This is a genomic window from Streptomyces sp. CNZ301 (genome assembly GCF_004217425.1).
The window spans coordinates 3,557,163-3,583,271 of sequence record NZ_SHLG01000001.1 but is presented as its reverse complement, the minus strand read 5'-3'; the positions used below and the strand labels follow the sequence as shown (position 1 = coordinate 3,583,271).

Below are 26,109 nucleotides of genomic sequence, written 5' to 3'. Positions count from 1 at the left end.
GGGCGGCCCAACTGCCCCGCACCGTACGGCCCTTGGGATCGCCGGCAAGGAAACAGGGGGGACACCTCATGCCGAACATGACGTGGTTGGCCGATGTGCTGAGGCAGGGCGGCCTGAAGGTCCAGGAGGAAGGCGGGTGGCAGACGCGCGGTCACGGCGAGATGGGTGACGTGAGGGGGGTCCTGCTGCACCACACCGCGGGCCCCGCCGAAGGCAACTACCCGAGCCTGAACATCGTCAGGGACGGCGACGCCTCGCTGCCCGGGCCCCGCGCCCAGCTCGGTCTGGCCAGGGACGGCACCTGGATCGTCATCGCCGCGGGGGTGGCGTACCACGCGGGCAAGGGCGGCCCCTGGGAGAGCGTGCCGAAGGACGAAGGCAACGAGTACATGATCGGGGTCGAGGCCGAGTCCGTTGGCACGCGCCCGGACTGGACCCCGGAGCAGCTCGACTCGTACCCGCGCGGGGTGGCGGCGCTGCTGAGGCACGTGCACCAGCCGGCGTCGCGGGCGATCGGGCACAAGGAGTGGGCACCGGAGCGCAAGAGCGACCCGGCGTTCTGGCCGGGCGACATGGACGGCTTCCGCAAGGAGGTCGAGAAGCATCTGAGCGGGCAGGGCGGGCCGGCTCCGGCGCCGCCTCAGCCTGGTCCGGGTGAGCCGCAGCCGGGGGGCCGGGAGTTCGGGACGTGGGGCACGGGCGTGAAGGTGCACAGCGAGCCCAAGCTGGGCTCGCCCGTGGTGCACACCATCAATGGCCCGACGAAGGTCACCGTCGACTTCCAGCAGCGCGGTGATCTGGTCGACACCGACGGGTTCAGCAATCCCTGGTGGGCCCACATCCCGGAGTTCAACGGCTTCATGACGAACATCTACATCGATCACCCGGACTCCTTCCTGCCGGGAGTCCCCCAGCGCTGAGGCGACGGGAGAGCCGACGCAAGGGAGCACCATGGCCTTCGAAGAGATCCGGGACTGGGGAAAGCGGCAACTGGCCCGCCTCGGTGACACGGACGAGCAGGACACGACGAACGCACAGGACGCTCAGGGCGCGAACGCACATGGCGGGCGAGGAGCGCAGGGCGCAGCGGAACAGGCTCCTGCGGCGGCGAATTCCGCGCAGGAGAAGGGCTCACGACAGACCGGGGGGAAATCCATGGCATACGACCTCGAAGCAGCGAAGACCATCTACCGGGCCGGCAGGGATCTGAAGGTCAACGACAAGGTCATGCTCTCGGCCTTCGAGACGGGCATCGTCGAATCCGGCATGCGCAACCTCAACCACGGTGACAGCGACTCGCTCGGCGTCTTCCAGCAGCGGCCGTCGCAGGGCTGGGGCACGCCGGAGCAGATCCTGGACGTCGACCACGCGGCCCGCTCGTACTTCGAGAGGGCGATCACGTCCGACGCGGAGGACAAGAACCAGTCCACCGGACACCTGGCGCAGAGCGTGCAGCGTTCCGCCTACCCGGAGAGGTACGACCAGGCGGAGGGAGAGGCACGCAGGCTCCTCGAACAGACGGCGGCGGCCGTCGACGGCGGCCGGCCGGCGCCGCCTCAGCCTGGTCCGGGTGAGCCGCAGCCGGGGGGTCGGGAGTTCGGGACGTGGGGCACGGGCGTGAAGGTGCACAGCGAGCCCAAGCTGGGCTCGCCCGTGGTGCACACCATCAATGGCCCGACGAAGGTCACCGTCGACTTCCAGCAGCGCGGTGATCTGGTCGACACCGAGGGCTTCAGCAATCCCTGGTGGGCCCACATCCCGGCGTTCAACGGCTTCATGACGAACATCTTCATCGACCATCCGGACGCCCTGCTCCCGGACGTCCCTCAGCGCTGACCGGGCGTCGGCAGCGGAAGGACGGATCCGGGCGCGGGAACGTCCGGCACCGTACGGAGGCAGAAGAAGGGGGCCCGCCGCGAACGGCGGGCCCCCTTCCTTCTTCGTGCCGTGTGAAGCGGGGAGTTGTCAGAGGACGCGGACGGCCCCTGTGGGCGGGTCGTAGTCCAGGGGCTTCTCGACGACGCCCGTGGAGGAGTTCTGCGCGCCGATGAACTTGCCGTCCCCGATGTAGACGGCGATGTGGTACGCGCTGCCGGCGCCGCCCCAGTAGAGGAGGTCGCCCTTCTGCAGTGAGTCCAGGGAGACGGAGGTGCCCTCGGTGGACTGCGCCTGGGAGGTGCGCGGCAGGCTGACACCGAGCTGCTTGAAGGCGACCTGGGTCAGACCGGAGCAGTCGTAGGAGGAAGGCCCGCTGGCGCCCAGCACGTAGGACTTGCCGACCTGGGCCTTGAGGAAGCTGATGAGTCCGGCGACGTTGCCGCTGCTCGTCGGGAGGGTGGTGCGCTCGGTGCTGCGCGAAGCCCGTTCCTCGGCGGCCTTCTTGCGCGCGGCCTCCGCCTTGCGTTCGGCGGCCTGCTTGGCCTTGTGCGCGGTGGTCTGCGCACTCTTGGCCGCCTTGGTCTCGGCCTGATTCACCTCGCGCTGGAGGGCGTTGGTCTTGAGCGAGTCGGCTGCCCTGGTGGTGGACCCCTCTACGGAGTGGCTGACCACAGCCATCTCGGCGGTGTCGGCGGCCTTGTCGTGCTTCTCGGCTGCCGAGGAGGCCGGGGAAATCGCCGTGGTCAGGGCGACCGTGCCCATGACGCCGCCCGTCGCACCCGCACGCAGCGCCTTGTTCAGGTTGCTGGTCGTGCGCGGTTTGCGGTGTCTGGGTATGTGAGCGTTCCGGGACATGAGGCATGGATAGCAGGGCCGGGATGATCCGTTCAAAGAAGGTGCGATGCGCCACAGTGAGTCCGTATTGGCCCAGTTGGGAATGAGTTGATCTTCGAAGGTCTCGGCCCGGTCACGGCGGGACGCCCGAATACGGGCCCGTGACCACGCAGTTGTCCGGATTGCGCGCATTGATCTGGTGCATATCACCTCTTGTGTCCGCCGCGCAAAGGTGGCAGGAGCTGCCAGCAGGCTCCGTGGCGCAGGTCACATCGCTGCCGTCAATTCTGTTCATGAATGGGCGATTGAACCCCTGTCACACCTTTTGGATGCTGAGGAGACGATGTGTGAAGCGTGAAGAAAGTGGCCGGACCGGGAAGCTTTGTTCCGGCGTTCACAAACGGTCCGCCGCCGGAATCCCGCAGAGCGGTACCGGCCCGGACCGAGGAGCGCCTTCCAGTCGCTGCCCGGAGGTCTCGCTCGCGCTGCGCAGGGGTCTCTTTCGTGTATCGGTCCTGCCGGTCCGCGGGTTCGTGGGACGGATCCGCCGGGTGCGTCCGTGGCCCGCAACGAGGCGTGTGGGCTGCTCGTTCGGCAGCTTTCCCGCCCGTGCGGCGAAGGGTTGCGCGGGCCCTCGCACTTGGAGATCCACACCCCCTCTGACGTGCGGTTTCGACCCCGGGTGGTGGAGATCACAAACTCCTGACGGGACCCCGTGTCGCAGATCACAAGGCCCGGGCATAGGATGCCTCCCGCAAGGGCTTGTGAACTGCCTCACATAGAAGCGATCTTCGTGGGGGCAGGACATTCGCCCGGCGGACAGCCGGCAGTCAGCGTCGACGGTCCCACTGGGCCCACCGGTCCGGGAGGGTCCCCAGGGTCGACTGGAAGGAGCGGGGAGCGGTGAACGCCTACACGCCAATCCTTGTACTGGGAGCCATCGCGGCGGCCTTCGCGATCTTCTCGGTGGTCGCGGCATCGGTCATCGGCCCCAAGCGCTACAACAGGGCCAAGCTGGAGGCGTACGAGTGCGGCATCGAGCCGACTCCGCAGCCGGCCGGCGGCGGGCGATTCCCGGTCAAGTACTACCTGACGGCGATGCTCTTCATCGTCTTCGACATCGAAATCGTCTTTCTCTACCCGTGGGCGGTCCACTTCGACTCCCTCGGGATCTTCGGCCTTGCCGAAATGCTGGTCTTCGTCGCCCTCATCGGCGTCGCGTACGCCTACGACTGGCGGCGCGGCGGCCTGGAATGGGATTAGGGGCAGGTACGCAATGGGACTCGAAGAGAAGCTGCCGAGCGGCTTCCTGCTGACCACCGTCGAGCAGGCCGCGGGCTGGGTGCGCAAGTCGTCCATGTTCCCGGCGACCTTCGGACTCGCCTGCTGTGCCATCGAGATGATGACGACGGGCGCCGGGCGCTACGACCTCGCACGCTTCGGCATGGAGGTCTTCCGCGGATCGCCGCGCCAGGCCGACCTCATGATCGTGGCCGGGCGCGTCAGCCAGAAGATGGCTCCGGTGCTGCGGCAGGTCTACGACCAGATGCCGAACCCCAAGTGGGTCATCTCCATGGGCGTCTGCGCCTCGTCCGGCGGGATGTTCAACAACTACGCGATCGTGCAGGGCGTCGACCACATCGTCCCCGTCGACATCTACCTGCCCGGCTGCCCGCCGCGGCCCGAGATGCTCCTGGACTCGATCCTCAAGCTGCACAAGCACGTGCAGGGCGAGAAACTCGGCGTCAACCGCGAACAGGCCGCCCGCGAGGCGGAGGAGGCGGCGCGCAAGGCGCTCCCGACGATCGAGATGAAGGGGCTCCTTCGTTGACTGGTGAGAACAACGACGACAGCAACGTGAACGGGGAGAACGCGAACGGTTCCGTGCCCGCGCCCCGTCAGGACGCCGGCGAGGTCATCGGAGTCCGCCGCGGCATGTTCGGCGCCAGCGCCGGCGGCGACACCTCGGGTTACGGGGGCCTGGTCCGTACGGTCCGGCTGCCCGGCGCGAGCACACGCCCCTACGGGGGCCCGCGCGGCGAAGAGGGGTACGGGCCACGCGGCGGAACCGCGTACGGATCCTTCGACGAGATCGCGGACGAACTCGAAGGCGCCCTGGAGGAGCAGGGACTGGCCCCCGGCGAGGCGATCGAGAAGACCGTCGTCGACCGCGGCGAGCTCACCTTCCACATCGCGCGCGAGCACCTCGTCCAGGTCGTGCGGACGCTGCGCGACGACCCGGCGCTGCGCTTCGAGCTGTGCACCGGGGTCAGCGGCGTGCACTTCCCCGGCGACAAGGGCCGCGAGCTGCACGCCGTCAACCACCTGCGCTCGATCACTCACAACCGGGTGATCCGGATCGAGGTCAGCGCACCGGACAGCGACCCGCACATCCCCTCGATCGTCGAGGTCTATCCGACCAACGACTGGCACGAGCGCGAGACGTACGACTTCTTCGGCATCGTCTTCGACGGCCACCCCGCGCTGACGCGGATCATGATGCCCGACGACTGGCAGGGCCATCCGCAGCGCAAGGACTACCCGCTCGGCGGCATCCCCGTCGAGTACAAGGGCGCCCAGATCCCGGCTCCCGACCAGCGGAGGTCGTACAGCTGATGAGCACGCCAACACACGCACCCGCGGGCATCCGTGAGACCACCGAGGGCACCGTCTACGACGTCACAGGGGGCGACTGGGACGAGGTCGCAGCCGCTGCGGCCAGGAGTGACGACGAGCGGATCATCGTCAACATGGGCCCGCAGCACCCCTCCACGCACGGAGTGCTGCGGCTCATCCTCGAGATCGACGGCGAGACCGTCACCGAGGCCCGCTGCGGCATCGGCTACCTGCACACCGGCATCGAGAAGAACCTCGAGTACCGGACGTGGACGCAGGGCACGACGTTCGTGACGCGCATGGACTACCTCACGCCGTTCTTCAACGAGACGGCGTACTGCATGGCGGTCGAGAAGCTGCTCGGCATCGAGGACGACGTCCCGGACCGCGCCAACGTCATCCGCGTCCTGCTGATGGAGCTGAACCGTCTCTCCTCGCACCTGGTGGCCATCGCCACCGGCGGCATGGAGCTGGGCGCCACGACCGTCATGATCTTCGGCTTCCGCGACCGCGAACTGGTCCTGGACCTGTACGAGTTGATCACCGGCCTGCGGATGAACCACGCGTACATCCGCCCCGGCGGACTCTCGCAGGACCTTCCGCCCGGCACGGTCGACGCGCTGCGCGAATTCCTGAAGAAGATGAAGAAGAACCTGCCCGAGTACGACGCGCTGTGCTCCGGCAACCCCGTCTTCAAGGCCCGCCTCCAGGACGTCGGCTACCTCGACCTCGCCGGATGCATGGCGCTCGGTGCCACCGGCCCGATCCTGCGCTCCGCCGGGCTCCCGCACGACCTGCGCAAGTCGCAGCCGTACTGCGGCTACGAGACGTACGACTTCGAGGTGCCGACGCTCGACACCTGCGACTCCTACGGGCGCTTCCTGCTGCGCCTGGAGGAGATGCGCCAGTCGCTGCGCATCATCGAGCAGTGCATCGACCGCCTGGAGCCCGGGCCGGTCATGGTCGGCGACAAGAAGATCGCCTGGCCCGCGCAGCTCGCGCTCGGCCCGGACGGTCTGGGCAACTCCCTGGACCACATCAAGAACATCATGGGCACCTCCATGGAAGCCCTGATCCACCACTTCAAGCTCGTCACCGAGGGATTCCGCGTCCCGCCGGGGCAGACGTACGCGGCGGTGGAGTCCCCGAAGGGCGAACTCGGCGTGCACGCCGTGAGCGACGGCGGCACCCGCCCGTACCGCGTGCACTTCCGCGACCCCTCCTTCACCAACCTCGAAGCCATGGCGGCGATGTGCGAAGGCGGCCAGGTCGCCGACGTCATCGTGGCCGTGGCGTCCATCGACCCCGTGATGGGAGGCGTCGACCGATGACCACCGCGCCCGACCGGGGCAACAGCCCCGAAGCACCGATGCTCGGCATCCCCGCGATGCCGGCGCCGGACTATCCGGCCGACGTGCGCGAGCGGCTGGAGCCGGACGCGCGGGAGATCATCGCCCGCTACCCCGACAGCCGTTCCGCGCTGCTGCCCCTGCTGCACCTCGTGCAGTCCGAGGAGGGCCACGTCACGCCCACCGGGCAGCGCTTCTGCGCCGAGATGCTGGACCTGACGACGGCGGAGGTGAACGCCGTCGCGACGTTCTACTCCATGTACCGGCGCAAGCCCTCCGGCGACTACCAGGTCGGCGTGTGCACCAACACGCTGTGCGCGGTGATGGGCGGCGACGCCATCTTCGACGACCTCAAGCAGCACCTGGGCGTCGGCAACAACGAGACCACCGCGGACGGCAAGGTCACGCTGGAGCACATCGAGTGCAACGCGGCCTGCGACTACGCGCCCGTCGTGATGGTCAACTGGGAGTTCTTCGACAACCAGACGCCCGAGTCCGCGCGGCGCATCGTCGACGACCTGCGCGCCGGACGCGAAGTCACGCCCACCCGCGGCGCCCCGATGTGCACCTTCAAGGAGACGGCGCGCATCCTCGCCGGTTTCCCCGACCAGCGCCCCGGCGCCGTCGAGGCCACCGGCGGCGGCGGTGCACCGTCGACCGCAGGGCTGCGGCTGGCCAGGGGCGAGGCGCCCGAGGGCAGGCGCGCACACCCGCGAGGCCCGGCCGGTCCCGCCGACCAGCCCATGCCGCGCCCCGGCGAAGAGGCGCCCGCGACCCACCCCAGTTCGCACGACATGCCCCAGCCGACGGCCGCGTCCGACCCGGCCAGCGAGTCCGGCCCCGTGCGGCCGGAGTCGGGGGAGGAGAGCGAGTGATGGCGACCGAATCCCCGGAGAACCTGCTCACCCCGGTCCTCTCCGCGCACTGGGACGCCCCCGAGGCGTGGACCCTGGAGACGTACAAGCGCCGCCACGACGGATACGAGGGCCTGAAGAAGGCCCTCGCCATGCCGCCGGACGACGTGATCGCCTACGTGAAGGACGCCGGCCTGCGCGGCCGCGGCGGCGCGGGCTTCCCCACCGGCATGAAGTGGCAGTTCATCCCGCAGGGCGACGACAAGCCGCACTACCTCGTCGTCAACGCCGACGAGTCGGAGCCGGGCACCTGCAAGGACATCCCGCTGATGTTCGCCAACCCGCACTCCCTCATCGAGGGCATCATCATCGCCTGCCACGCGATCCGCTCCTCCCACGCGTTCATCTATCTGCGCGGCGAGGTCGTCCCCGTACTGCGGCGGCTGCACCTGGCCGTGCGCGAGGCGTACGAGGCGGGCCTCCTCGGCAGGAACGCCCTGGGCGAGGGCAAGCACCTCGAACTCACCGTGCACGCCGGGGCCGGAGCGTACATCTGCGGCGAGGAGACGGCGCTGCTCGACTCCCTCGAGGGGCGTCGCGGGCAGCCCAGGCTGCGGCCACCGTTCCCGGCCGTCGCCGGTCTCTACGCGTGCCCGACCGTCGTGAACAACGTCGAGTCCATCGCCTCGGTGCCCGCCCTGATGAACAAGGGCAAGGAGTGGTTCCGCTCCATGGGCAGCGAGAAGTCCCCGGGCTTCACGCTCTACTCGCTCAGCGGCCACGTAGCCGGCCCCGGCCAGTACGAGGCGCCGCTCGGCATCACGCTCCGCCAGCTGCTGGAGATGAGCGGCGGCATGCGTCCCGGCCACCGGCTGAAGTTCTGGACGCCCGGCGGCTCCTCGACGCCGCTCCTCACCGATGAGCACCTCGATGTGCCACTGGACTACGAGGGTGTGGGCGCCGCCGGCTCCATGCTCGGCACCAAGGCGCTCCAGTGCTTCGACGAGACGACCTGCGTCGTGCGGGCCGTCACGCGCTGGACCGAGTTCTACGCCCACGAGTCCTGCGGGAAGTGCACGCCCTGCCGCGAAGGCACGTACTGGCTCGTCCAGTTGCTGCGCGACTTCGAGGCAGGCAAGGCCACCAAGGCCGACATCGACAAGATCGACGACATCCAGGACAACATCAACGGCAAGTCGTTCTGCGCGCTGGGCGACGGCGCGGCCTCCCCGATCTACTCGTCGCTGAAGTACTTCCGGGAGGAGTACGAGCAGCACATCGAGGAGGGCGGCTGCCCCTTCGACCCGGCCAAGTCGGTCATCTGGGCCGACGACCACCACCACAGCGCTCACCCGGAGGTGAAGGCGTGACAGTCACCACAGACGCGAAGACCTCCTCGGGGGGCGAGGGACGTCCGCCTGGAGACGCCGAGAACATGGTCTCGCTCACCATCGACGGCGCCGAGATCTCCGTGCCCAAGGGCACCCTGGTCATCCGCGCCGCCGAGCAACTCGGCATCGAGATCCCGCGCTTCTGCGACCACCCGCTCCTCGACCCCGTCGGCGCCTGCCGGCAGTGCATCGTCGAGGTCGAGGGCCAGCGCAAGCCGATGGCGTCCTGCACCATCACCTGCACCGACGGCATGGTCGTCAAGACGCAGCTGTCGTCGCCGGTCGCAGAGAAGGCGCAGCGCGGCGTGATGGAGCTGCTGCTCATCAACCACCCGCTGGACTGCCCCGTCTGCGACAAGGGCGGCGAGTGCCCCCTCCAGAACCAGGCGATGTCCACGGGGTCGGCCGACTCCCGCTTCGAGGGCGCCAAGCGCACCTTCGCCAAGCCGGTGCCGATCTCCGACCAGGTGCTGCTGGACCGCGAGCGCTGCGTCCTGTGCGCGCGCTGCACCCGCTTCTCCAACCAGATCGCCGGCGACCCGATGATCGAGATGCTGGAGCGCGGCGCTCTCCAGCAGATCGGCACGGGTGAGGGCGAACCCTTCCAGTCGTACTTCTCCGGCAACACGATCCAGATCTGCCCCGTCGGCGCCCTGACTTCGGCGGCGTACCGCTTCCGTTCGCGGCCGTTCGACCTGGTCTCCTCGCCGTCCGTGTGCGAGCACTGCTCGGGTGGCTGCGCGACCCGCACGGACCACAGGCGCGGCAAGGTCATGCGGCGCATGGCCGGCCACGACCCCGAGGTCAACGAGGAGTGGATCTGCGACAAGGGCCGCTTCGCGTTCCGCTACGCGCAGCGCCCCGACCGCCTCACCACGCCGCTGGTGCGCGGCGAGGACGGTGAACTGGCCCCGGCGAGCTGGCCGGAGGCGCTGGAGGCCGCTGCCCGCGGCCTGGCCGGTGCGCGTGGACGAGCGGGTGTGCTGACCGGTGGCCGTGTCACCGTCGAGGACGCCTACGCCTACGCGAAGTTCGCCCGCCTCGCCCTGGGCACGAACGACATCGATTTCCGCGCACGCGTCCACTCGCGCGAGGAGGCCGAGTTCCTGGCCTCCCACGTCGCCGGCCACGGCCGCGACCTGGACGGGGCGGGCATCACCAACAGCGCACTGGAGGCCGCGCCCGCGGTACTGCTCGTCGGCTTCGAGGCCGAGGAGGAGGCGCCCGGCGTCTTCCTGCGGCTGCGCAAGGCCATGCGCAAGCACGGCCAGCGCACCTTCTCCCTCGCCTCGTACGCGACCCGCGGTCTGGAGAAGGCGGGCGGCACGCTGCTGCCTGCCGCCCCCGGCACCGAGACCGAGTGGCTGGACGCCCTGTCCGGACGGGTCGGCCTCGACGAGGCCGGCGAGGGCGCGGCCGACGCGCTGCGCGCCGAGGGCTCGCTGATCATCGTCGGCGAGCGGCTGGCGGCGGTGCCCGGCGCCCTGACCGCGGCGGTACGCACGAGCGCCGCGACCGGCGCCCGGTTGGTGTGGATCCCGCGCCGTGCCGGCGAGCGCGGCGCCATCGAGGCGGGTGCGCTGCCGACGCTGCTTCCCGGTGCCCGTCCCGCCTCCGACGCCCGCGCCCGCGACGAGGTCGCGCGCGCCTGGGGCCTGGCCGAACTGCCCTCGGGCGCCGGCCGGGACACGGCGGGCATCATCGACGCAGCCGTGGACGGCGAGCTGGCCGCACTGCTCGTCGGCGGCGTCGAACTCGCCGACCTGCCCGACCCGGCGCGTGCCGCGCAGGCGCTGGACGAGGTGGGCTTCCTCGTCAGCCTGGAGCTGCGTCCCAGCGACGTGACCTCACGGGCGGACGTCGTCCTTCCCGTCTCCGCCGTCGCGGAGAAGTCCGGCACCTTCCTCAACTGGGAAGGCCGGGCACGGCCGTTCGAGGCGTCGCTCAAGGCGGACCAGATGACGCGCCGCCACGTACAGCCCGACGCGCGCGTCCTCCACATGCTCGCGGACGCCCTCGACGTGCACCTGGGCCTGCCGGACGTACGGACGATCCGCGGCGAGATCGACAGGCTGGGCCAGTGGGACCGGCAGGAGTCGGACTCGCGCGGGGTCCCCGGGCAGGCCGCTCCTGAGGCGTCCTCGACCGGGTCCTCGACTCCGCAGGCCGGCAAGGGCGAGGCGGTGCTCGCCGGGCACCGGCTGCTGCTCGACCAGGGCCGGCTGCAGGACGGCGACGAGGCGCTGGCCGGCACCAGGCACCCGGCACGCGCGCGGCTCTCCAGGGCCACCGCGGCCGAGACGGGTGTCGCCGACGGCGGGATGCTGGCGGTCTCCGGTCCGCTCGGCAGCGTCCGGCTCCCGCTCGAGATCACGCAGATGCCGGACCGCGTCGTGTGGCTTCCGCTGAACTCGGTGGGCGGCGGCGTACAGGCGGACACCGGTGCCCTCCCGGGCGAGCTGGTCCGCATCGCGCCGGCACCGGCAGCGCGCGATCGCGCCGTAGACGAGGAGGTGGGCGCGTGAGCGCGCGTCACGCGCATTGCGCTCCGTGCGGCAGCGTGACCGCCGTTCCGGCCGCGCGCAGTGAAGGCGCGCGTTCCGCGCGGGGGTTCGCGGGCAATGGAGCCCTGGCGCTCGCACCCGTGCATCGGCAACCGCAGGCGAGCCCTGGCGCGAGCGCGCCGACTCCGCGTCGTACAGGAGGAGGTGAGCGCGTGACCGCGCTCCTACAGGTCCGGCAGCGGTCCGCGGCCGTCGCCGGGGACCCGCGCAACGTGCGCAGCGCGCGCACTCGCACCGGGGAGGTGGCCGCGTGAACGCCACGCGCACAGGCGGCATGTTCCTGGCCGAGGAGGACCTGTCCTTCTTCGGCAACGACCCGCTCTGGCTGATCGCGCTCAAGGCGGTCTTCTGCTTCGCGTTCCTGATGGTGACCGTGCTGATCTCCATCGTCATGGAGCGCAAGGTCGTCGCGTGGATGCAGCTGCGCGTCGGCCCCAACAGGCACGGCCCGTGGGGCATGCTGCAGTCGCTCGCCGACGGCATCAAGCTGATGCTCAAGGAAGACGTCGTCGTCAAGGGCGCCGACAAGGTCGTGTACCTGCTCGCGCCCGTCCTCGCGGCCATCCCCGCCTTCCTGGCGATCGCCGTGATCCCCTTCGGGCCTCCCGGCAACGAGGTGTCCATCTTCGGCACCCGCACGGCGATGCAGCTCACCGACCTTCCGGTGGCCGCGCTGTACATCCTGGCCACCGCATCCATCGGTGCGTACGGCGTCGTCCTCGCGGGCTGGTCGTCGAACTCGACGTACCCGCTGCTCGGCGCGGTCCGCGCCACGGCGCAGGTCATCAGCTACGAGATCGCGATGGGCCTGAGCTTCGCGGCCGTCTTCCTCTACTCCGGCTCGATGTCGACCTCGGCGATCGTGGACGCTCAGCAGGACACCTGGTTCGCGGCGTTGCTGCCGGTGTCGTTCCTGATCTACATGGTCTCGATGGTCGGTGAGGCGCACCGCGCCCCGTTCGACATGCCGGAGTCCGAGGGCGACCTGGTCGCGGGCTACCAGACCGAGTACAGCTCGATCAAGTTCGCGCTGTTCATGATGGCCGAGTACGTGCACATCGTGACGCTCTCCGCTCTCGCGGCCACCCTGTTCCTGGGCGGCTGGCGGGCTCCGGCGCCGATCTCCACGTACTGGGAGGGCGCCAACCACGGCTGGTGGCCGCTGCTCTGGTTCTTCCTGAAGGTCTGCGCCCTGATCTTCTTCTTCGTCTGGATCCGCGGCACGCTCCCGCGTGTGCGCTACGACCAGTTCATGAAGCTGGGCTGGAAGGTCCTCATCCCCGTCTCCCTGGTGTGGCTGATGCTCGTCGCGACCGTGCGGGCCATGCGCAACGAGGGGTACGACTTCGCGGGGATCGTCTACTGGGTCGCCGGCGCGGCCCTCGCGATCCTGCTGATCTCCTTCGTCGTCGACGTCTTCCGCGGACGCAAGGAGGAGGCCGAGGACGAGGCCGCCAAGAAGGAGGCGGACTCGGAGGTCTTCGATCCGATGGCGGGCGGCTTCCCCGTGCCGCCGCTGCCCGGGCAGACCCTGCCGCCCGTGCCGCGCCGCCGCTCACGGCACGACCGTGAGCTGGTCGGACCGTCCGGTGCCTCGGAGTCCGCGGACGGCGGGGACCGGGACGGGCAGGCAGCCCAGAACACTGACGGAAAGGAGGCCGACGGTGCCTGACAACGACGCCCAGGGGCTGCACCCCGAGACTCCCCGCAGCTCCGTGGCCGGCTTCGGCGTGACCTTCAAGGACATGTTCAAGAAGCGGCTGACCGAGCAGTACCCGGAGTACAAGAAGCCGACGGCACCGCGCTTCCACGGCCGCCACCAGCTCAACCGGCATCCCGACGGGCTCGAGAAGTGCGTCGGCTGCGAACTGTGCGCATGGGCCTGCCCCGCGGACGCCATCTACGTCGAAGGCGCGGACAACACCGACGAGGAGCGCTACTCGCCGGGCGAACGCTACGGCCGCGTCTACCAGATCAACTATCTGCGCTGCATCCTGTGCGGCCTGTGCGTCGAGGCCTGCCCCACGCGCGCGCTGACGATGACGAACGAGTACGAACTCGCCGACTCCTCCCGCGAATCGCTCATCTACACCAAGAAGGAGCTGCTCGCGGGCCTGGAGGAGGGCATGGTCGACTCGCCGCACGCCATCTACCCGGGCATGACGGAGAAGGACTACTACCGCGGCCTCGTCACCGAGGCGGCCCCGGGAACCGAGCAGCAGCGGGCCACCGACACCGGCGACCCGCAGGAGTCGGCACGGGACTTCGGCTCCGCCGAGCCCGCGGCCCAGCCGGTCGTCACCGACGCCCCCGCGGACGCCGCCGCCGACGCCGACGGCGTCGACCCGTCCGCGCAGGACGCCGACGAGGAGAACGTCGCCCTCCGGGGCGCCGCCGCGCGGGCCGAGGGCAACCGCTCCGGGAACGACTCGAAGGAGGGTCGGTGACCATGCCCGCACTGTCCGCCACGGCGGCCCTGCCGCAGACCGCCGGCGCGTTCGACCTCGCCGCCACGTCCACCTCCGCGGGTGAGACGGCGGCGTTCTGGGTCCTGGGCACCGTGGCCGTGATCGGCGCACTCGGCACCGTTCTGCTGCGCCGCGCTGTGCACTCGGCGCTGTGCCTCGCGGGCACGATGGTGATCCTGGCGCTGTTCTACCTCGCCAACGGCGCGTACTTCCTGGGCATCGTCCAGATCGTCGTCTACACCGGCGCCGTGATGATGCTCTTCCTCTTCGTGCTGATGCTGGTGGGTGTGAGCGCCGCCGACTCGCTCAAGGAGACGCTCAAGGGCCAGCGCTGGCTCGCGGCCGCCTGCGGCCTCGGCCTGGGCATCCTGCTCGTCGCCGGCATCGGCCAGGCCTCGGTGCGCTCGTTCGAGGGGCTCGCCCGTGCCAACGCGGGCGGGAACGTACCGGCGCTGGCGACGCTGCTGTTCACCAAGTACGTCGTGGCCTTCGAGGTGGTGGGCGCGCTGCTCACCGTCGCCGCCGTCGGCGCGACGCTGCTGACGCACCGCGAGCGCATCGAGAAGACCAAGTCGCAGCGGGAGCAGGCCGAGGAGCGCGTCAGGCGGGGCACGCAGCTTCCGCCGCTGCCCGCGCCCGGCGTGTACGCGCGGCACAACGCCGTCGACCGCCCCGGCCTGCTCCCCGACGGCACGCCGTCCGAGCTGACCGTCAGCGAGACGCTGCGCCGGCGGGGCCAGGTCCGCGAGGTCGGCAAGGAGGCGCTGCACCGGGTGGCCGCGCTCGAACAGCGCACGGCCGACAGCCACGGCCAGACCGAGCACACCGGACGGATGTACGGCGAACCGCACGACCCGGAGCGGGACGTGCAGGACGCCGACGACGCGGGAGAAGGCGGCCGTGAGGCCCGCAAGGCCCGGGAAGAGGAGGCCGCCAAGTGAGTCCCGTCAACTACGTCTACCTCGCCGCGGTGCTGTTCACCATCGGTGCCGCCGGCGTGCTGATCAGGCGGAACGCGATCGTGGTGTTCATGTGCATCGAACTGATGCTGAACGCGGCGAACTTGACCCTGGTCGCCTTCTCCCGCATCCACGGCAATCTCGACGGCCAGATCATGGCGTTCTTCGTCATGGTCGTCGCGGCGGCCGAGGTAGTGGTCGGGCTGGCGATCATCGTGATGATGTACCGCTCCCGTCACTCGGCCTCGGTCGACGACGCCAGCCTGATGAAGCTGTAAGGGGTACGAACCAGTGGAGTCATTGATCGGACTGCTCGTCGGCTTCCCGCTGCTGGGCGCGGCGGTACTGCTGTGCGGCGGCAGGAAACTCGACCGGAGCGGGCACTGGCTGGGCGTGCTGCTCTCCGGGGCCTCGTTCGTGACCGGCGTCGTCCTCTTCGCCGGGATGCTGGGCAGGCCCACCGACGAACGCGCCCTGCACCAGCACCTGTTCAGCTGGGTGCCGGTGGAGAGCTTCCAGGCGGACGTCGCCTTCCAGCTCGACCAGCTCGCCATGACGTTCGTGCTGCTGATCACCGGTGTGGGCACGCTGATCCACATCTACTCGGTCGGCTACATGGAGCACGACGTCGGCCGCCGCCGGTTCTTCGGGTACCTCAACCTGTTCCTCGCGGCGATGCTGCTCCTCGTCCTCGCCGACAACTACCTGCTGCTGTACGTCGGTTGGGAGGGCGTCGGCCTCGCCTCGTACCTGCTCATCGGGTTCTGGCAGTTCAAGCCGAGCGCCGCGGTGGCGGCGAAGAAGGCGTTCCTGGTCAACCGCGTCGGTGACGCGGGCCTGGCCATCGCCATCTTCCTGATGTTCACCACCTTCGGCACCTTCACCTTCGCGCCCGTGCTGGAGAACGCGACGGACGCGGGCGAGGGCAAGCTGACGGCGATCGGCCTGATGCTGCTGCTCGCCGCGTGCGGCAAGTCCGCACAGGTGCCGCTCCAGTCCTGGCTGGGTGACGCGATGGAGGGCCCGACGCCGGTCTCCGCCCTCATCCACGCCGCGACGATGGTGACCGCGGGCGTCTACCTCATCACCCGCTCCGGCGCGATCTTCAACGGAGCGCCGGACGCGCAGACGGTGGTCGTCGTGGTCGGCGCGGTCACGCTCCTCTACGGTGCGATCGTCGGTTGCGCGAAGGACGACATCAAGAAGGCGCTGGCCGGTTCGACGATGTCGCAGATCGGCTACATGGTGCTGGCGGCCGGACTCGGCCCGATCGGCTACGCGTTCGCCATCATGCACCTGGTCACGCACGGCTTCTTCAAGGCGGGCCTCTTCCTCGGCGCCGGTTCCGTGATGCACGGGATGAACGACGAGGTCGACATGCGCAAGTACGGCGGGCTGCGCAAGTACATGCCGGTCACGTTCGTGACGTTCGGCCTGGGCTACCTCGCCATCATCGGCTTCCCCGGGCTGTCCGGCTTCTTCTCCAAGGACCTCATCATCGAGGCGGCGTTCGCCAAGGGCGGCACGCAGGGCCTGATCCTCGGCACGGTCACGCTGGTCGGCGCCGCCATCACCGCGTACTACATGACGCGCGTGATGCTGATGACCTTCTTCGGCGAGGAGCGCTGGCGCAGCACGTCCCCGTCGGCGGACGAGCCCGACGTGGAGCCCGCGGCCGAGGCCCACGGCGAGCACGAGGGCCCGCACCCGCACGAATCCCCGAAGGTCATGACGATCCCGATGATCGTGCTCGCCTTCGGATCGGTCTTCGCGGGCGGCCTGTTCAGCATCGGCGAGTCCTTCGTGCACTGGCTTGAGCCGGTCACGCAGTTCGAGCACGGGCACTCGCCCTTCTCCGCGGCCGTGGTGACGGGCATGACGGTCGTGGCCCTCCTCCTCGGCGTCGCCGGGGCATGGCTGCAGTACGGGCGCCGGCCCGTGCCGTCGGTCGCGCCGCGCGGCAGCCTGCTGACCCGGGCGGCGCGCCGCGACCTGCTCCAGGACGACATCAACCACGTCGTCCTGGTCAAGCCCGGCGAGTACCTGACGCGCGGGCTGGTCTACGCCGACAACAAGGTGGTCGACGGCGCCGTCAACGGCACCGCCGCCGCCTTCGGCGGGCTCTCCGGCCGTGCGCGCCGGGTCCAGAACGGTTTCGTCCGCTCGTACGCGGTCTCGATGTTCGGCGGCGCGGCGGTCCTGGTCGCCGCGACCCTGCTGATGAGGGCGGTCTGAGTCATGTCTACAGCAAGCGCAGGATTTCCCCTGCTGACGGTCACGGCCGCGCTTCCCGCGGTCGGCGCGGTCGCCACCGCGGCCGTGCCCGCCGCCAAGAGGAACGCCGCGAAGTGGGTGGCGCTGCTCTTCTCCGTGGCGACGCTGGTGCTCTCACTGATCGTGCTGGCCCGCTTCCAACCGGGTGGTGCGCGGTACCAGCTCACCGAATCGCACGCGTGGATCCCGGACTTCGGCGTGCGGTACGAGCTGGGCGTGGACGGCATCGCGGCCGTACTGATCGCGCTCACCGCGCTGCTGCTGCCGTTCATCATCGGAGCGGCCTGGCACGACGCGGACGAGCTGGAGCCCGCACGCCCCAACCGCCGGTGGCGTCCCACTCAGGGCTTCTTCGCGCTGATGCTCGCCACCGAGGCGATGGTGATCATCTCCTTCGCGGCGACGGACGTCTTCCTCTTCTACGTCTTCTTCGAAGCGATGCTCATCCCGATGTACTTCCTCATCGGAGGCTTCGGGGACCGCGCGCACGCGGCGGGCGAGGAGGAGGCCGCGAAGCAGCGCTCGTACGCGGCCGTGAAGTTCCTGCTCTACAACCTCGCCGGCGGTCTGATCATGCTGGCCGCGGTGATCGGCCTCTTCGTCGTGACCTCCGACCAGTTGGGCGAGGGCACCTTCTCGCTGCAGCGGATCCTGGAGGCCCGTGCCGACGGCGGCTTCCAGCTCGACACGAACATCGAGCGGCTGCTCTTCCTCGGCTTCTTCTTCGCCTTCGCGGTGAAGGCGCCGCTGTGGCCGCTGCACACCTGGCTGCCCAACGCCATGGGCGAGTCGACGGCGCCGGTGGCGGTGCTGATCACCGCCGTCGTCGACAAGGTCGGCACCTTCGCGATGCTCCGCTTCTGCCTCGGCCTCTTCCCGGAGGCGAGCAAGTGGGCGACGCCGGTGGTGCTGGTGCTGGCGCTGGTGAGCATCATCTACGGTGCGCTGCTGGCCGTGGGCCAGCGGGACATCAAGCGGCTGATCGCCTACGCGTCCATCTCCCACTTCGGCTTCATCATCCTCGGTGTCTTCGCGATGACCAGCCAGGGCCAGAGCGGCGCCACGCTCTACATGGTCTTCCACGGCGTCTCCACGGCCGCGCTGATGCTGGTGGCCGGCTTCCTCATCAGCCGCCGCGGCTCGCGTCTCATCGCGGACTACGGCGGGGTGCAGAAGGTCGCGCCCGTGCTGGCGGGGACGTTCCTCGTGGGCGGTCTGGCGACGCTGTCGCTCCCGGGCCTGGCCCCGTTCGTCAGCGAATTCCTGGTGCTGGTCGGCACGTTCAGCCGCTACCCGGTGGCGGGCGTCGTCGCGACGGTGGGCATCGTCCTCGCCGCGCTGTACGTGCTGCTGATGTACCAGCGCACCATGACGGGGCCGGTGGAGAAGCCCGAGGTGCGGGCGATGCCGGACCTGCGGGCGCGTGAACTGGCCGTGGCGGCACCGCTCGTCGCACTGCTGATCTTCCTCGGGGTCTTCCCGAAGCCCCTGACGGAGATCGTCAATCCGGCCGTCGAGCACACGCTGTCGGACGTGCAGAAGAAGGACCCGAAACCGGACCACCAAGTCGCAGAGACGGGCCGGTCCGACAACAAGCCGGCTGAGCACGCCGGAGGTGACCACGAGTGAGCGCGGTGGCAACGGCGGGGACGGCAGCGGCCGTCCCCAGCCTGTGGACACTGGGGGCGGAGCAACTCCAGGCCCCGAAGATCGAGTACGGGCAGCTGTCCCCGACGCTGATCGTGCTGGGGGCGGCCGTCATCGGAATCGTCCTCGAGGCGTTCCTGCCGCGGAAGCTGCGCTACGGCGCGCAGTTGATCCTCGCCGGGCTCGGACTCGTCGCCGCCTTCGCGGCGGTCCTGGGCCTCGCGGTCACGGGACATGCGACGACCAAGGCGGCCGTCGCGGGCATGGGCGCCATCGCCGTCGACGGGCCGACGCTCTTTCTGCAGGGAACGATCCTGCTGGTCGGGCTCGTCTCGGTGTTCGTCTTCGCCGAGCGACGGCTGGAGCCGCGTTCGCACAAGGCCGCCGAGGGAGCTTCCCAGGGGAAGCTGGCCGCCCACGTCGACTCCTTCGCCGCGCAGCCCGCGTCGGTGCCGGGCGGCGAGGGCGAGCGGGAGGCCACGAAGGCCGGCTGGACGACCACAGAGGTCTATCCGCTGCTGATGTTCGCGGTCGGCGGCATGCTCATCTTCCCCGCAGCCAACGACCTGCTGACGCTCTTCATCGCGCTCGAGGTCTTCTCCCTGCCGCTGTACCTGCTGTGCGCGCTGGCCCGCCGCCGGCGGCTGCTCTCGCAGGAGGCGGCGGTCAAGTACTTCCTGCTGGGCGCCTTCTCCTCGGCGTTCCTGCTCTTCGGCGCGGCCCTCCTGTACGGGTACGCGGGCACCTTCGGCTACTCGGGCATCGCCCGCGCCATCGGCAACGCCGACCGGGCCACGAGCGCCGTCCTCGCCGAGACCACCGGCAACGACGCGCTGCTGCTGATCGGCGGTGCCCTGGTCGTCATGGGCCTGCTGTTCAAGGTCGGCGCCGTGCCGTTCCACATGTGGACGCCCGACGTCTACCAGGGCGCCCCGACGCCGGTCACCGGCTTCATGGCGGCCGCGACGAAGGTCGCAGCGTTCGGCGCGCTGCTGCGTCTGCTGTACGTGGTGCTGCCGGGCCTGCGCTGGGACTGGCGTCCGGTGATGTGGGGCGTCGCGATCCTGACGATGCTGGCGGGCGCGATCGTGGCCATCACTCAGACCGACATCAAGCGGCTGCTGGCCTACTCCTCGATCGCGCACGCGGGCTTCCTGCTCGCCGGCGTCATCGCCACCTCGCGGGACGGCGTCTCCTCGGTGCTCTTCTACCTGGGCGCGTACTCGTTCGTGACGCTGGGCGCGTTCGCGGTGGTGACGCTCGTACGGGACGCCGGCGGCGAAGCCACGCACCTGTCCAAGTGGGCGGGGCTGGGGCGCCGTTCACCGCTGCTGGCCACCGTCTTCGGGGTGTTCCTGCTGGCGTTCGCGGGCATTCCGATGACGTCCGGCTTCTCGGGCAAGTTCGCGGTGTTCAAGGCGGCCGCGGAGGGCGGTGCGGGCGCGCTCGTCGTCGTCGGTGTGATCGCCTCGGCGATCGCGGCGTTCTTCTACATCCGCGTGATCGTGCTGATGTTCCTCAGCGAGCCGAAGGCGGACGGGCCGACGGTGGCCGTTCCCAGCGTCTGGACGACGTCCGCCATCACGGTCGGTGTGGTGGTGACGATCGGGCTGGGCGTCGCACCGCAGTACTTCCTGGACCTCGCGAGCCAGGCGGGCGTCTTCGTCCGCTAGCACGGCTCTTCCACGCCGCACCACGCCGCTGCCCGGCACCTCCAACGAGGTCCGGGCAGCGGCGTTTTCAGCGGGCCGGGCGCCTGCTAACTTGACGTGGCCCTGCAAACTGCGGGCCGGAGCCGGAGAACTGCGAAGGAGTTCGGGTGCGCACGACAGCGCGGAGGGCAGCGGGAGCGGTGGCCGTGATCGCGGCCGGTGCGCTGCTGGTGAGCGGTTGCGGGAGCAGCGACGACGACGCCAAGGGCGGCAAGGGAGAGGGCGGGGGCGGCAAGCCGGAGACATCCGCGTCGGCGTCCGCGTCCGGGTCCGCGGAGGAGCCGGACCAGCCGTCCGGCGACGACTCCGGGGCACCGGACGACGCATCCGACGAGGCCGGGGGCAACGGGTCCGGCGAGTCCGGCGAGTCCGGCAAGCTGACCGGCATCTGGAAGGCGAAGGGCAAGCAGTACGTGCTGACCTTCGTCGGCGACAAGGTGACGCTGCTGCGCGAGCGGGGCCGGAACTGCACGGGCACCCTCGGCGACACGGGCGGGACGACCCTGAAGCTCAAGTGCCCCGACGGCGGTGACCAGAGCCGAACGAACGGCAAGGTCGGCGCCGTCCAGGCCAAGTCGTTCAAGGTGACCTGGAAGGGCGGCCCGACGGAGGTCTACGCCCGTGTCTCCGACGTACCGGTGAAGCTGCCCGAGAGCCCGAAGTCCTGAGGATGTTGGCGCGGGGCGACTGAGCCCGAGTCAGCGGGCACGTCCCCTCGGGAGGCGTAGTCGCGCTCTGCCTCCAGCATCTCCCGCTTGATGCGGTCGACTCCGCTCGGTCCGCAGGAGTGAGTTCGGCAACCACGTCCGACATCGTGGCGAGTTCTTCGATCCGTGAGATCAATGTCATCTGCTTCGCGTCCTTTACCTCGAACCTGCTGGGCCGACGAGGAAGTCGCATGCGGCGTAGCCCAGTTGGGAGGAGCCGACTCCGAACTGGTTACTCGGGGGTCGTTGGTCGGGTGCCCGGTGATATGAGTGATGCCCCGTTACTCGCTGGTGTGGAGTGGCAGGGCGTCACGTCGTCGGATTGGGGTCACTGCATGTGCAGCTCGTCTTGCTGGACGGTGGCGATGAACGACGTCCAGGCCGAGAGACCGAAGGTGAGCGCCGGGCCGTCCGGGTTCTTGCTGTCGCGGACGGGGACGGCGCCTGAGTTGACGTAAGCCGGTGCCCACTCGACGCAACTGCCGCCTCCATTGCCGCTGTAGCTCGACGTGACCCACTCCGCATGGGAGAGGTCGGGGTTGTTGCTCATGTCGGTAGCGCCTCCGTTGCGGACCTGATGAACGCCGCCGAGTCGCGCGGCGACAGGGCGCACGCCCTCAGCAGATCGTATGCCCGCTGGCGCTCCGCCACGATCCCAATATCCTCCAGCAGCGTCCCGGTTGAGATGCTCTCCTCGTAGGCCACCCGCGCCCCATCGTCCAGGGCCCACAGCGTGAGAGCGCCGCCCACCAAGGCATGTCCCCCTTGGTCGAATGGGAGAACCTGCACCACGCTCGTCGGCGTGTGTGCCAGCTCAGCGAGACGGTCCAACTGGCCCTGCATGACTGCCGGTCCGCCGAAGCCCCGCCGTAGGACCCCCTCGTCGAGGATCAGGGAGAGGTCGGGCGGTGGATCGCCCCGAAGCAGCGCTTGCCGACTCATCCGGGCTGTCACCAACTCCTCGATCTCGTCCCGTGTTGCCTTCGGATTGGACACGACGAATTGAGCGCGGGCGTAGGGCTCCGTCTGCACCAGACCCGGCACGATCTGCGAGGCGTATTCCTCGATGAGCCTGGCCCGCGCTTCCAGTTCCATTCGCCGCCGGAACTGGTCCGGGTGGATCTCCCTGCTCGCCAGGCGGTACAGCTCCTCGAAGATCCCGTCCGTTCCGAATGCCGCGTCCAGCCGCGCCGGCAGCGACGGCGGCGGCATCGCTTCGGCTGCTTCGACGCGGGCGAGGTGGCTGCGGCTGACGTTCACGATGTCCGACAGACCCTCAAGACTCATGTCCGCGCGCTCCCGATGGGCGCGCATCTTCGCTCCGAACAGATGGCGGGCACTTCGGTCGGGGGTCAGTTGGCGGGGACGTGCTGGCACCGGGCAACTCCCGTCTCCCCAAAGGCGGCTGGGGACATGAACACCTGGTCATCGCCCGTCATTCAGGGCAACGCTATGACTACGCAACGTAGTACATCCCCGGTCGGGGCTGCAGGCAAATGTGCGGATTGGGTAGGTATGACGACGGAGAAACAAGGAGCTTCGGGGAAGCTCAAGGAAGCGGAAGAGGTGCGCGGCGAGTTGAGCGACGCGCTGAGTCACGCAGGGGTGCAGTTGCCGTCGCTGTCGCTCGACACGGTCTCGTGCACCGGGCCGGGGCCGGGCGCGCTCATCGACTTGGGGTGCTGCAATGTGGAGACGGCCCGCGCGCTCGCCGCCGCTCTCCGTCACAGCGGCCTCAACTGTTCGCAGGGGGCAACGCGATGACCCGGCGTAAGTTCCGCTACGTCCCGTTCACCATCGAGCAGGACGAGACATCGGAACCGATCTACGAAGCTGAATGCGTCTCGGGCGAGGCAATCGAATGCCGCGCGGAGTCCGGGCCGCAGCACGACCCGGAACCGGTCGAGGAGTGGATGCGCAAGCACGCCCAAGACACCGGCCACCGCCGTTACTTGCGCATCTTCTCGGACCATGCGGTCATGCGGCCCCAGGACGAGCGGCCGGCCCGGGCGATCGGGGGCAGGCCGTGACCTTCACCGTGGCCACCGAGCGGTCCCGGGACCACGCGCGGCCGCTGGTCGCACAGACCGATGACGGCAACCCATGGGTGACGGGCCTGTGCATGCTCTACTGCCGCCGCGACGACGTGCGGGTGCTGTGGCTCGGGCCTGTGTACGTGTCCGGGGCCACCGGCGAGATGTACGGCTGCGGCCAGTGCATAGCGGAACTGGATTACATGATCTACCGGCAGTTGCGCCACAAGGACTGTTCCAAGGCGCGTGAGACAGCGGGCAGTTCGGCAGGCCGTTGGTGGAGGTGGAGGCGATGACCTCACCGCCCGGACCGCATCGGGACGACCCGCAACTCGACGAGCCGCCACCGCGAAGTTCGGAACCCCAACCCATCCGATGCGCCCATCCCGCAACGCAGAAGGTCAACGGCAAGGTCTGCTGCGCGAAGTGCGGCGTACAGCTCTACCTGTGACGACTCCGCCCCTTGCCGGCGATGACCTGTTTCCGGTTTGTCCCACCCGGTCCCGCCCCGGCGGGGGCGCGGACACCGACCAGTCTCCGCTTCCCTCCCGCGAGGGAGGCGGAGAGGCGGACGGAAGACCCGCACGCGGCAAACCGTCCACGAGGCCCTGACCATGACGGACACGTGGCCGACCACTCAACTCCAGTCCTTGGCATTGGAGATCACCGGCCAGTGCCGAATCACCTGCGGGCACGAAGCCGCAGCCCGAGCAAACGGAGTAAACGGGCGGGGCTGGCCTCCTGACTGCTCTGGCAGTGCCAGCGCCTGATGTATGAAGTACGTGCTGGTGATCATCGCGCACGCTCGGGATGAGTGGGCAACGCACGACACCGGCTTCAGGGATCGGGAAGGTTTCTGCCGTGGTGCGCAACGCGCGCAACGGCGCCAGAGGCCAGGGAACAGCACGCCAGGAACAGGCGCGACTCCGCGTCGGCGGGGAAGGGCCTCAGCACAGCACGGAGACGATCATGAACGACCAAGCACCCAGTCCGGCCCTCCCGCCCGTGGTGGACAGGAAGACCTGGCAGGAGGCGCGGGAAGCACTGTTCGCGCGGGAGAAGGCGCACACCCGCGAAGGGGACGCGATCGCAGCGGCGCGGCGGCGGCTGCCGATGGTGGAGGTCGACGCCACCATCGAGGTCATCGGTCCTGATGGGCCGGTCACGATCCTCGACGTGTTCGAAGGCCGCAAGCAGCTCATCGCGTACTTCCACGCCTGGTGGCCCGACCGGCCCGCCGCGGAGCAGTGCGAGGGCTGCACCCTCTTCAACAGCCAGGTCCGCGAGCTGTCCTACATCCACTCCCGCGACGCCACATACGCCACGCTCTGCAAGGGCCCCTACGAGGAGAGCATCCGCTACCGGGACTTCCTGGGCTTGGACATGCCGTGGTACTCGGTCGAGGAGACTGCGCCGCAACTCCTGGAGGGCCGTGACTGGCAGCGTCACCACCTCGTCTGCTACGTCCGCGACGGCGATCGGGTGTACGAGACGTACTACACCGGCGGTCGCGGCGTCGAGATCATGTCCCCCACCCACGGGCTGCTGGACATGACCGTCTACGGACGCCAGGAGGCGTGGGAGGACTCCCCCAGCGGCTGGCCCCAGCCCTGGGGTGACGCAAGGAACCCCGAGGTCTGGCGTACGAATGGGCGCCCCATCCTCCAGTGGTCCCGCATCGAAGCCGGCCGCTCCGACGACTTGACCTGAGGATCAGCCGTGCAACAACGGGGCTCAGCAGTCGCCTGTCCCGACGATCGTGCCGGATGAGGAAGTTGGCCGGACGGCGTCAGATCGACTTGGCTCGGACAGCGATCACGCGTCGGACTCTGCGTCCCGAGGCCGCGGGCCCGGAGCTCTCGCTCATCGTCGTCGGTGTCTCCGAGTGCCTGCCGGGTGGGCCGTGGCGCCGGCTCGAGGTCGATGCCGCTGCCTGGCCCGGCGGTGCGGGCCCGGGGCGGCCGTAGGGAGCCGAGAGCCGCGGCCTCGTCGCGGGGGCGAGGGAAGGGAGCACGGGTTCCGGACGATCGGCGATCGCCCATGCGGGCGCGTGGCTCCATCACCCGGCTTCCTCTCGCCAGATTGCCAGGATGGACCGCACGGCGCTGGAGACCTGCTCCTGCTCCGTCCGGTCGGCCCACAGGTGCGCATCGTGTTCGGTGAGCCTGACCGCGTCGCTCTCGTGGGTGGTCGCGGCGGTGAAGTTGAACTGGCGGGTCTTCTTCCCGCTCTTGGAGAGGTAGTCGAAGTGTCCGAGGTAGGTCCCGATCGCCGTGATCGCGAGCCCGGTCTCCTCGGCAACTTCCCGATGCAGGGCCTCGGTCAGGGTCTCGCCCGCGTCGACGCCGCCGGAAGGTAGCTCCCACAGGCCGCCGAGGTAGTCGTCGGCGGCGCGGTGCAGCAGCAATACCTTGCTCTCTGCGTCCGGGATGACGGCGCCGACGACGTGCTTGGTGATGCCGTCGGAGTCGGCGGCGTGGATGAGGTCGTCCAACAGGTCGGCGTCGACGGGTGTGTTCACTTCTCGAGTTCCTTGTCGTGGTCGGCGACTTTGATGATGGCCGGGTGTGCGCCCCTCGCCGAGTTGGAGGTCCTGGTCGCGCTGCCACACCTGGAAGTTCCACCGTGCTGCCGCGCACGGCCGGGCGGCGGTGAAGCTGTGGGCGGCGGGGCCAGGGTAAGCCCCCACCTCTCCGTCGAAGACCTTTGAACGGGATCAGCTACGGTGCGGCCGACTCGCTGAACGAGGTAGTTCAAGGGAACGCGCAGTACGGGGACGACAAGGACGCCTCCGCGGCTGGGGGCACGGGCGCGCAGCACAAG

General features: G+C 69.5%; 24 protein-coding genes and 1 pseudogene. 21 read left to right on the top strand and 4 right to left on the bottom strand.

All coding sequences use genetic code 11. The features are described from left to right. The first annotated feature begins 68 nt into the window (after positions 1-68). Both EV375_RS15460 and EV375_RS15455 read left to right on the top strand, forming a co-directional pair. Positions 69-920 (top strand): peptidoglycan recognition protein family protein, encoded by an 852-nt coding sequence (locus tag EV375_RS15460; RefSeq protein WP_130299946.1) that lies wholly within the window; start codon positions 69-71, stop codon positions 918-920. A 31-nt stretch (positions 921-951) separates the two neighbouring features. Further along, positions 952-1,836: a hypothetical protein gene (locus EV375_RS15455; protein ID WP_130299945.1), complete on the top strand. Its 885-nt coding sequence runs from the start codon at positions 952-954 to the stop codon at positions 1,834-1,836. A 129-nt stretch (positions 1,837-1,965) separates the two neighbouring features. Here the strand turns inward: EV375_RS15455 and EV375_RS15450 are convergent, their stop codons facing one another. After that, entirely contained in the window at positions 1,966-2,733 is a 768-nt protein-coding gene (locus tag EV375_RS15450; protein WP_130299944.1) for a C40 family peptidase, read from the bottom strand. Between the two features lie 882 nt (positions 2,734-3,615). Here EV375_RS15450 and EV375_RS15445 point away from each other — a divergent pair. The 15 genes and pseudogenes from EV375_RS15445 (at position 3,616) to EV375_RS15375 (ending at position 21,214) form a co-directional block, all read left to right on the top strand. Continuing rightward, a complete protein-coding gene (locus EV375_RS15445) occupies positions 3,616-3,975 on the top strand; it encodes an NADH-quinone oxidoreductase subunit A (protein ID WP_055488006.1) in 360 nt (119 codons plus the stop codon). 13 nt (positions 3,976-3,988) lie between these two features. Further along, positions 3,989-4,543 (top strand): NuoB/complex I 20 kDa subunit family protein, encoded by a 555-nt coding sequence (locus EV375_RS15440; RefSeq protein ID WP_130299943.1) that lies wholly within the window; start codon positions 3,989-3,991, stop codon positions 4,541-4,543. Continuing rightward, positions 4,540-5,328 (top strand): NADH-quinone oxidoreductase subunit C, encoded by a 789-nt coding sequence (locus tag EV375_RS15435; RefSeq protein WP_130299942.1) that lies wholly within the window; start codon positions 4,540-4,542, stop codon positions 5,326-5,328. The genes EV375_RS15440 and EV375_RS15435 overlap by 4 nt, the downstream gene beginning before the upstream one ends. Further along, positions 5,328-6,659 carry an NADH-quinone oxidoreductase subunit D gene (locus tag EV375_RS15430; protein WP_130299941.1) on the top strand — a complete coding sequence of 444 codons (1,332 nt, stop codon included), beginning with the start codon at positions 5,328-5,330 and terminating at the stop codon, positions 6,657-6,659. Before EV375_RS15435 ends, EV375_RS15430 begins: the two co-directional genes overlap by 1 nt. Further along, the gene (gene nuoE, locus EV375_RS15425) at positions 6,656-7,552 is read left to right on the top strand and encodes an NADH-quinone oxidoreductase subunit NuoE (RefSeq protein ID WP_207228131.1); all 897 of its coding nucleotides are present in this window, start codon (positions 6,656-6,658) and stop codon (positions 7,550-7,552) included. Before EV375_RS15430 ends, nuoE begins: the two co-directional genes overlap by 4 nt. Beyond that, positions 7,552-8,901, top strand: coding sequence for an NADH-quinone oxidoreductase subunit NuoF (gene nuoF, locus EV375_RS15420; RefSeq protein WP_130299940.1), 1,350 nt, complete (start codon positions 7,552-7,554; stop codon positions 8,899-8,901). The genes nuoE and nuoF overlap by 1 nt, the downstream gene beginning before the upstream one ends. Next, positions 8,898-11,447: an NADH-quinone oxidoreductase subunit G gene (locus tag EV375_RS15415; RefSeq protein WP_207228129.1), complete on the top strand. Its 2,550-nt coding sequence runs from the start codon at positions 8,898-8,900 to the stop codon at positions 11,445-11,447. Before nuoF ends, EV375_RS15415 begins: the two co-directional genes overlap by 4 nt. A 313-nt stretch (positions 11,448-11,760) precedes the next feature. Continuing rightward, the gene (gene nuoH / locus EV375_RS15410) at positions 11,761-13,158 is read left to right on the top strand and encodes an NADH-quinone oxidoreductase subunit NuoH (protein ID WP_130301868.1); all 1,398 of its coding nucleotides are present in this window, start codon (positions 11,761-11,763) and stop codon (positions 13,156-13,158) included. A 73-nt stretch (positions 13,159-13,231) separates the two neighbouring features. Further along, a pseudogene (gene nuoI / locus EV375_RS15405) lies at positions 13,232-13,781 on the top strand (NADH-quinone oxidoreductase subunit NuoI); the annotation flags it as partial. A 154-nt stretch (positions 13,782-13,935) separates the two neighbouring features. Next, a complete protein-coding gene (locus tag EV375_RS15400) occupies positions 13,936-14,895 on the top strand; it encodes an NADH-quinone oxidoreductase subunit J (protein ID WP_130301867.1) in 960 nt (319 codons plus the stop codon). Continuing rightward, on the top strand, positions 14,892-15,191 hold the full coding sequence (gene nuoK, locus EV375_RS15395) for an NADH-quinone oxidoreductase subunit NuoK (protein WP_028437880.1): 300 nt from the start codon (positions 14,892-14,894) through the stop codon (positions 15,189-15,191). The genes EV375_RS15400 and nuoK overlap by 4 nt, the downstream gene beginning before the upstream one ends. 13 nt (positions 15,192-15,204) lie before the next feature. Further along, positions 15,205-17,148: an NADH-quinone oxidoreductase subunit L gene (nuoL, locus tag EV375_RS15390; RefSeq protein WP_130299939.1), complete on the top strand. Its 1,944-nt coding sequence runs from the start codon at positions 15,205-15,207 to the stop codon at positions 17,146-17,148. Positions 17,149-17,151: 3 nt separating this feature from the next. Beyond that, positions 17,152-18,816 (top strand): NADH-quinone oxidoreductase subunit M, encoded by a 1,665-nt coding sequence (locus EV375_RS15385; RefSeq protein ID WP_130299938.1) that lies wholly within the window; start codon positions 17,152-17,154, stop codon positions 18,814-18,816. Then, positions 18,813-20,507, top strand: coding sequence for an NADH-quinone oxidoreductase subunit NuoN (gene nuoN / locus EV375_RS15380; protein ID WP_130299937.1), 1,695 nt, complete (start codon positions 18,813-18,815; stop codon positions 20,505-20,507). The genes EV375_RS15385 and nuoN overlap by 4 nt, the downstream gene beginning before the upstream one ends. Before the next feature lie 146 nt (positions 20,508-20,653). After that, the gene (locus tag EV375_RS15375; protein ID WP_130299936.1) at positions 20,654-21,214 is read left to right on the top strand and encodes a hypothetical protein; all 561 of its coding nucleotides are present in this window, start codon (positions 20,654-20,656) and stop codon (positions 21,212-21,214) included. Positions 21,215-21,581: 367 nt separating this feature from the next. On the opposite strand, the gene EV375_RS15370 is transcribed toward EV375_RS15375, so the two are convergent. Further along, on the bottom strand, positions 21,582-21,803 hold the full coding sequence (locus EV375_RS15370) for a DUF397 domain-containing protein (protein ID WP_130299935.1): 222 nt from the start codon (positions 21,801-21,803) through the stop codon (positions 21,582-21,584). Continuing rightward, positions 21,800-22,567: a helix-turn-helix domain-containing protein gene (locus tag EV375_RS15365; RefSeq protein WP_486588494.1), complete on the bottom strand. Its 768-nt coding sequence runs from the start codon at positions 22,565-22,567 to the stop codon at positions 21,800-21,802. The genes EV375_RS15370 and EV375_RS15365 overlap by 4 nt, the downstream gene beginning before the upstream one ends. Positions 22,568-22,768: 201 nt before the next feature. Between EV375_RS15365 and EV375_RS15360 the strand changes: the two genes are divergently transcribed. The 4 genes from EV375_RS15360 (at position 22,769) to EV375_RS15345 (ending at position 24,996) form a co-directional block, all read left to right on the top strand. After that, positions 22,769-23,017, top strand: coding sequence for a hypothetical protein (locus EV375_RS15360; protein ID WP_130299933.1), 249 nt, complete (start codon positions 22,769-22,771; stop codon positions 23,015-23,017). Beyond that, entirely contained in the window at positions 23,014-23,283 is a 270-nt protein-coding gene (locus EV375_RS15355; protein ID WP_130299932.1) for a DUF7848 domain-containing protein, read from the top strand. The genes EV375_RS15360 and EV375_RS15355 overlap by 4 nt, the downstream gene beginning before the upstream one ends. Continuing rightward, positions 23,280-23,582 (top strand): hypothetical protein, encoded by a 303-nt coding sequence (locus EV375_RS15350; RefSeq protein ID WP_130299931.1) that lies wholly within the window; start codon positions 23,280-23,282, stop codon positions 23,580-23,582. Before EV375_RS15355 ends, EV375_RS15350 begins: the two co-directional genes overlap by 4 nt. A 673-nt stretch (positions 23,583-24,255) precedes the next feature. After that, the gene (locus EV375_RS15345; protein WP_130299930.1) at positions 24,256-24,996 is read left to right on the top strand and encodes a DUF899 family protein; all 741 of its coding nucleotides are present in this window, start codon (positions 24,256-24,258) and stop codon (positions 24,994-24,996) included. A gap of 349 nt (positions 24,997-25,345) precedes the next feature. Here EV375_RS15345 and EV375_RS15340 read toward each other — a convergent pair whose 3' ends face one another. Then, positions 25,346-25,807 carry an NUDIX domain-containing protein gene (locus EV375_RS15340; protein WP_130299929.1) on the bottom strand — a complete coding sequence of 154 codons (462 nt, stop codon included), beginning with the start codon at positions 25,805-25,807 and terminating at the stop codon, positions 25,346-25,348. Between the last annotated feature and the right edge of the window lie 302 nt (positions 25,808-26,109).

Bases quoted from the DNA above. Each gene is read 5' to 3' on its own strand.
- EV375_RS15460 (WP_130299946.1), top strand. From the start codon at position 69: ATGCCGAACATGACGTGGTTGGCCGATGTGCTGAGGCAGGGCGGCCTG.
- EV375_RS15455 (WP_130299945.1), top strand. From the start codon at position 952: ATGGCCTTCGAAGAGATCCGGGACTGGGGAAAGCGGCAACTGGCCCGC.
- EV375_RS15450 (WP_130299944.1), bottom strand. From the start codon at position 2,733: ATGTCCCGGAACGCTCACATACCCAGACACCGCAAACCGCGCACGACC.
- EV375_RS15440 (WP_130299943.1), top strand. From the start codon at position 3,989: ATGGGACTCGAAGAGAAGCTGCCGAGCGGCTTCCTGCTGACCACCGTC.
- EV375_RS15430 (WP_130299941.1), top strand. From the start codon at position 5,328: ATGAGCACGCCAACACACGCACCCGCGGGCATCCGTGAGACCACCGAG.
- nuoE (WP_207228131.1), top strand. From the start codon at position 6,656: ATGACCACCGCGCCCGACCGGGGCAACAGCCCCGAAGCACCGATGCTC.
- nuoF (WP_130299940.1), top strand. From the start codon at position 7,552: ATGGCGACCGAATCCCCGGAGAACCTGCTCACCCCGGTCCTCTCCGCG.
- nuoH (WP_130301868.1), top strand. From the start codon at position 11,761: ATGTTCCTGGCCGAGGAGGACCTGTCCTTCTTCGGCAACGACCCGCTC.
- EV375_RS15400 (WP_130301867.1), top strand. From the start codon at position 13,936: ATGCCCGCACTGTCCGCCACGGCGGCCCTGCCGCAGACCGCCGGCGCG.
- EV375_RS15385 (WP_130299938.1), top strand. From the start codon at position 17,152: ATGTCTACAGCAAGCGCAGGATTTCCCCTGCTGACGGTCACGGCCGCG.
- EV375_RS15370 (WP_130299935.1), bottom strand. From the start codon at position 21,803: ATGAGCAACAACCCCGACCTCTCCCATGCGGAGTGGGTCACGTCGAGC.
- EV375_RS15365 (WP_486588494.1), bottom strand. From the start codon at position 22,567: ATGCGCGCCCATCGGGAGCGCGCGGACATGAGTCTTGAGGGTCTGTCG.
- EV375_RS15360 (WP_130299933.1), top strand. From the start codon at position 22,769: ATGACGACGGAGAAACAAGGAGCTTCGGGGAAGCTCAAGGAAGCGGAA.
- EV375_RS15355 (WP_130299932.1), top strand. From the start codon at position 23,014: ATGACCCGGCGTAAGTTCCGCTACGTCCCGTTCACCATCGAGCAGGAC.
- EV375_RS15345 (WP_130299930.1), top strand. From the start codon at position 24,256: ATGAACGACCAAGCACCCAGTCCGGCCCTCCCGCCCGTGGTGGACAGG.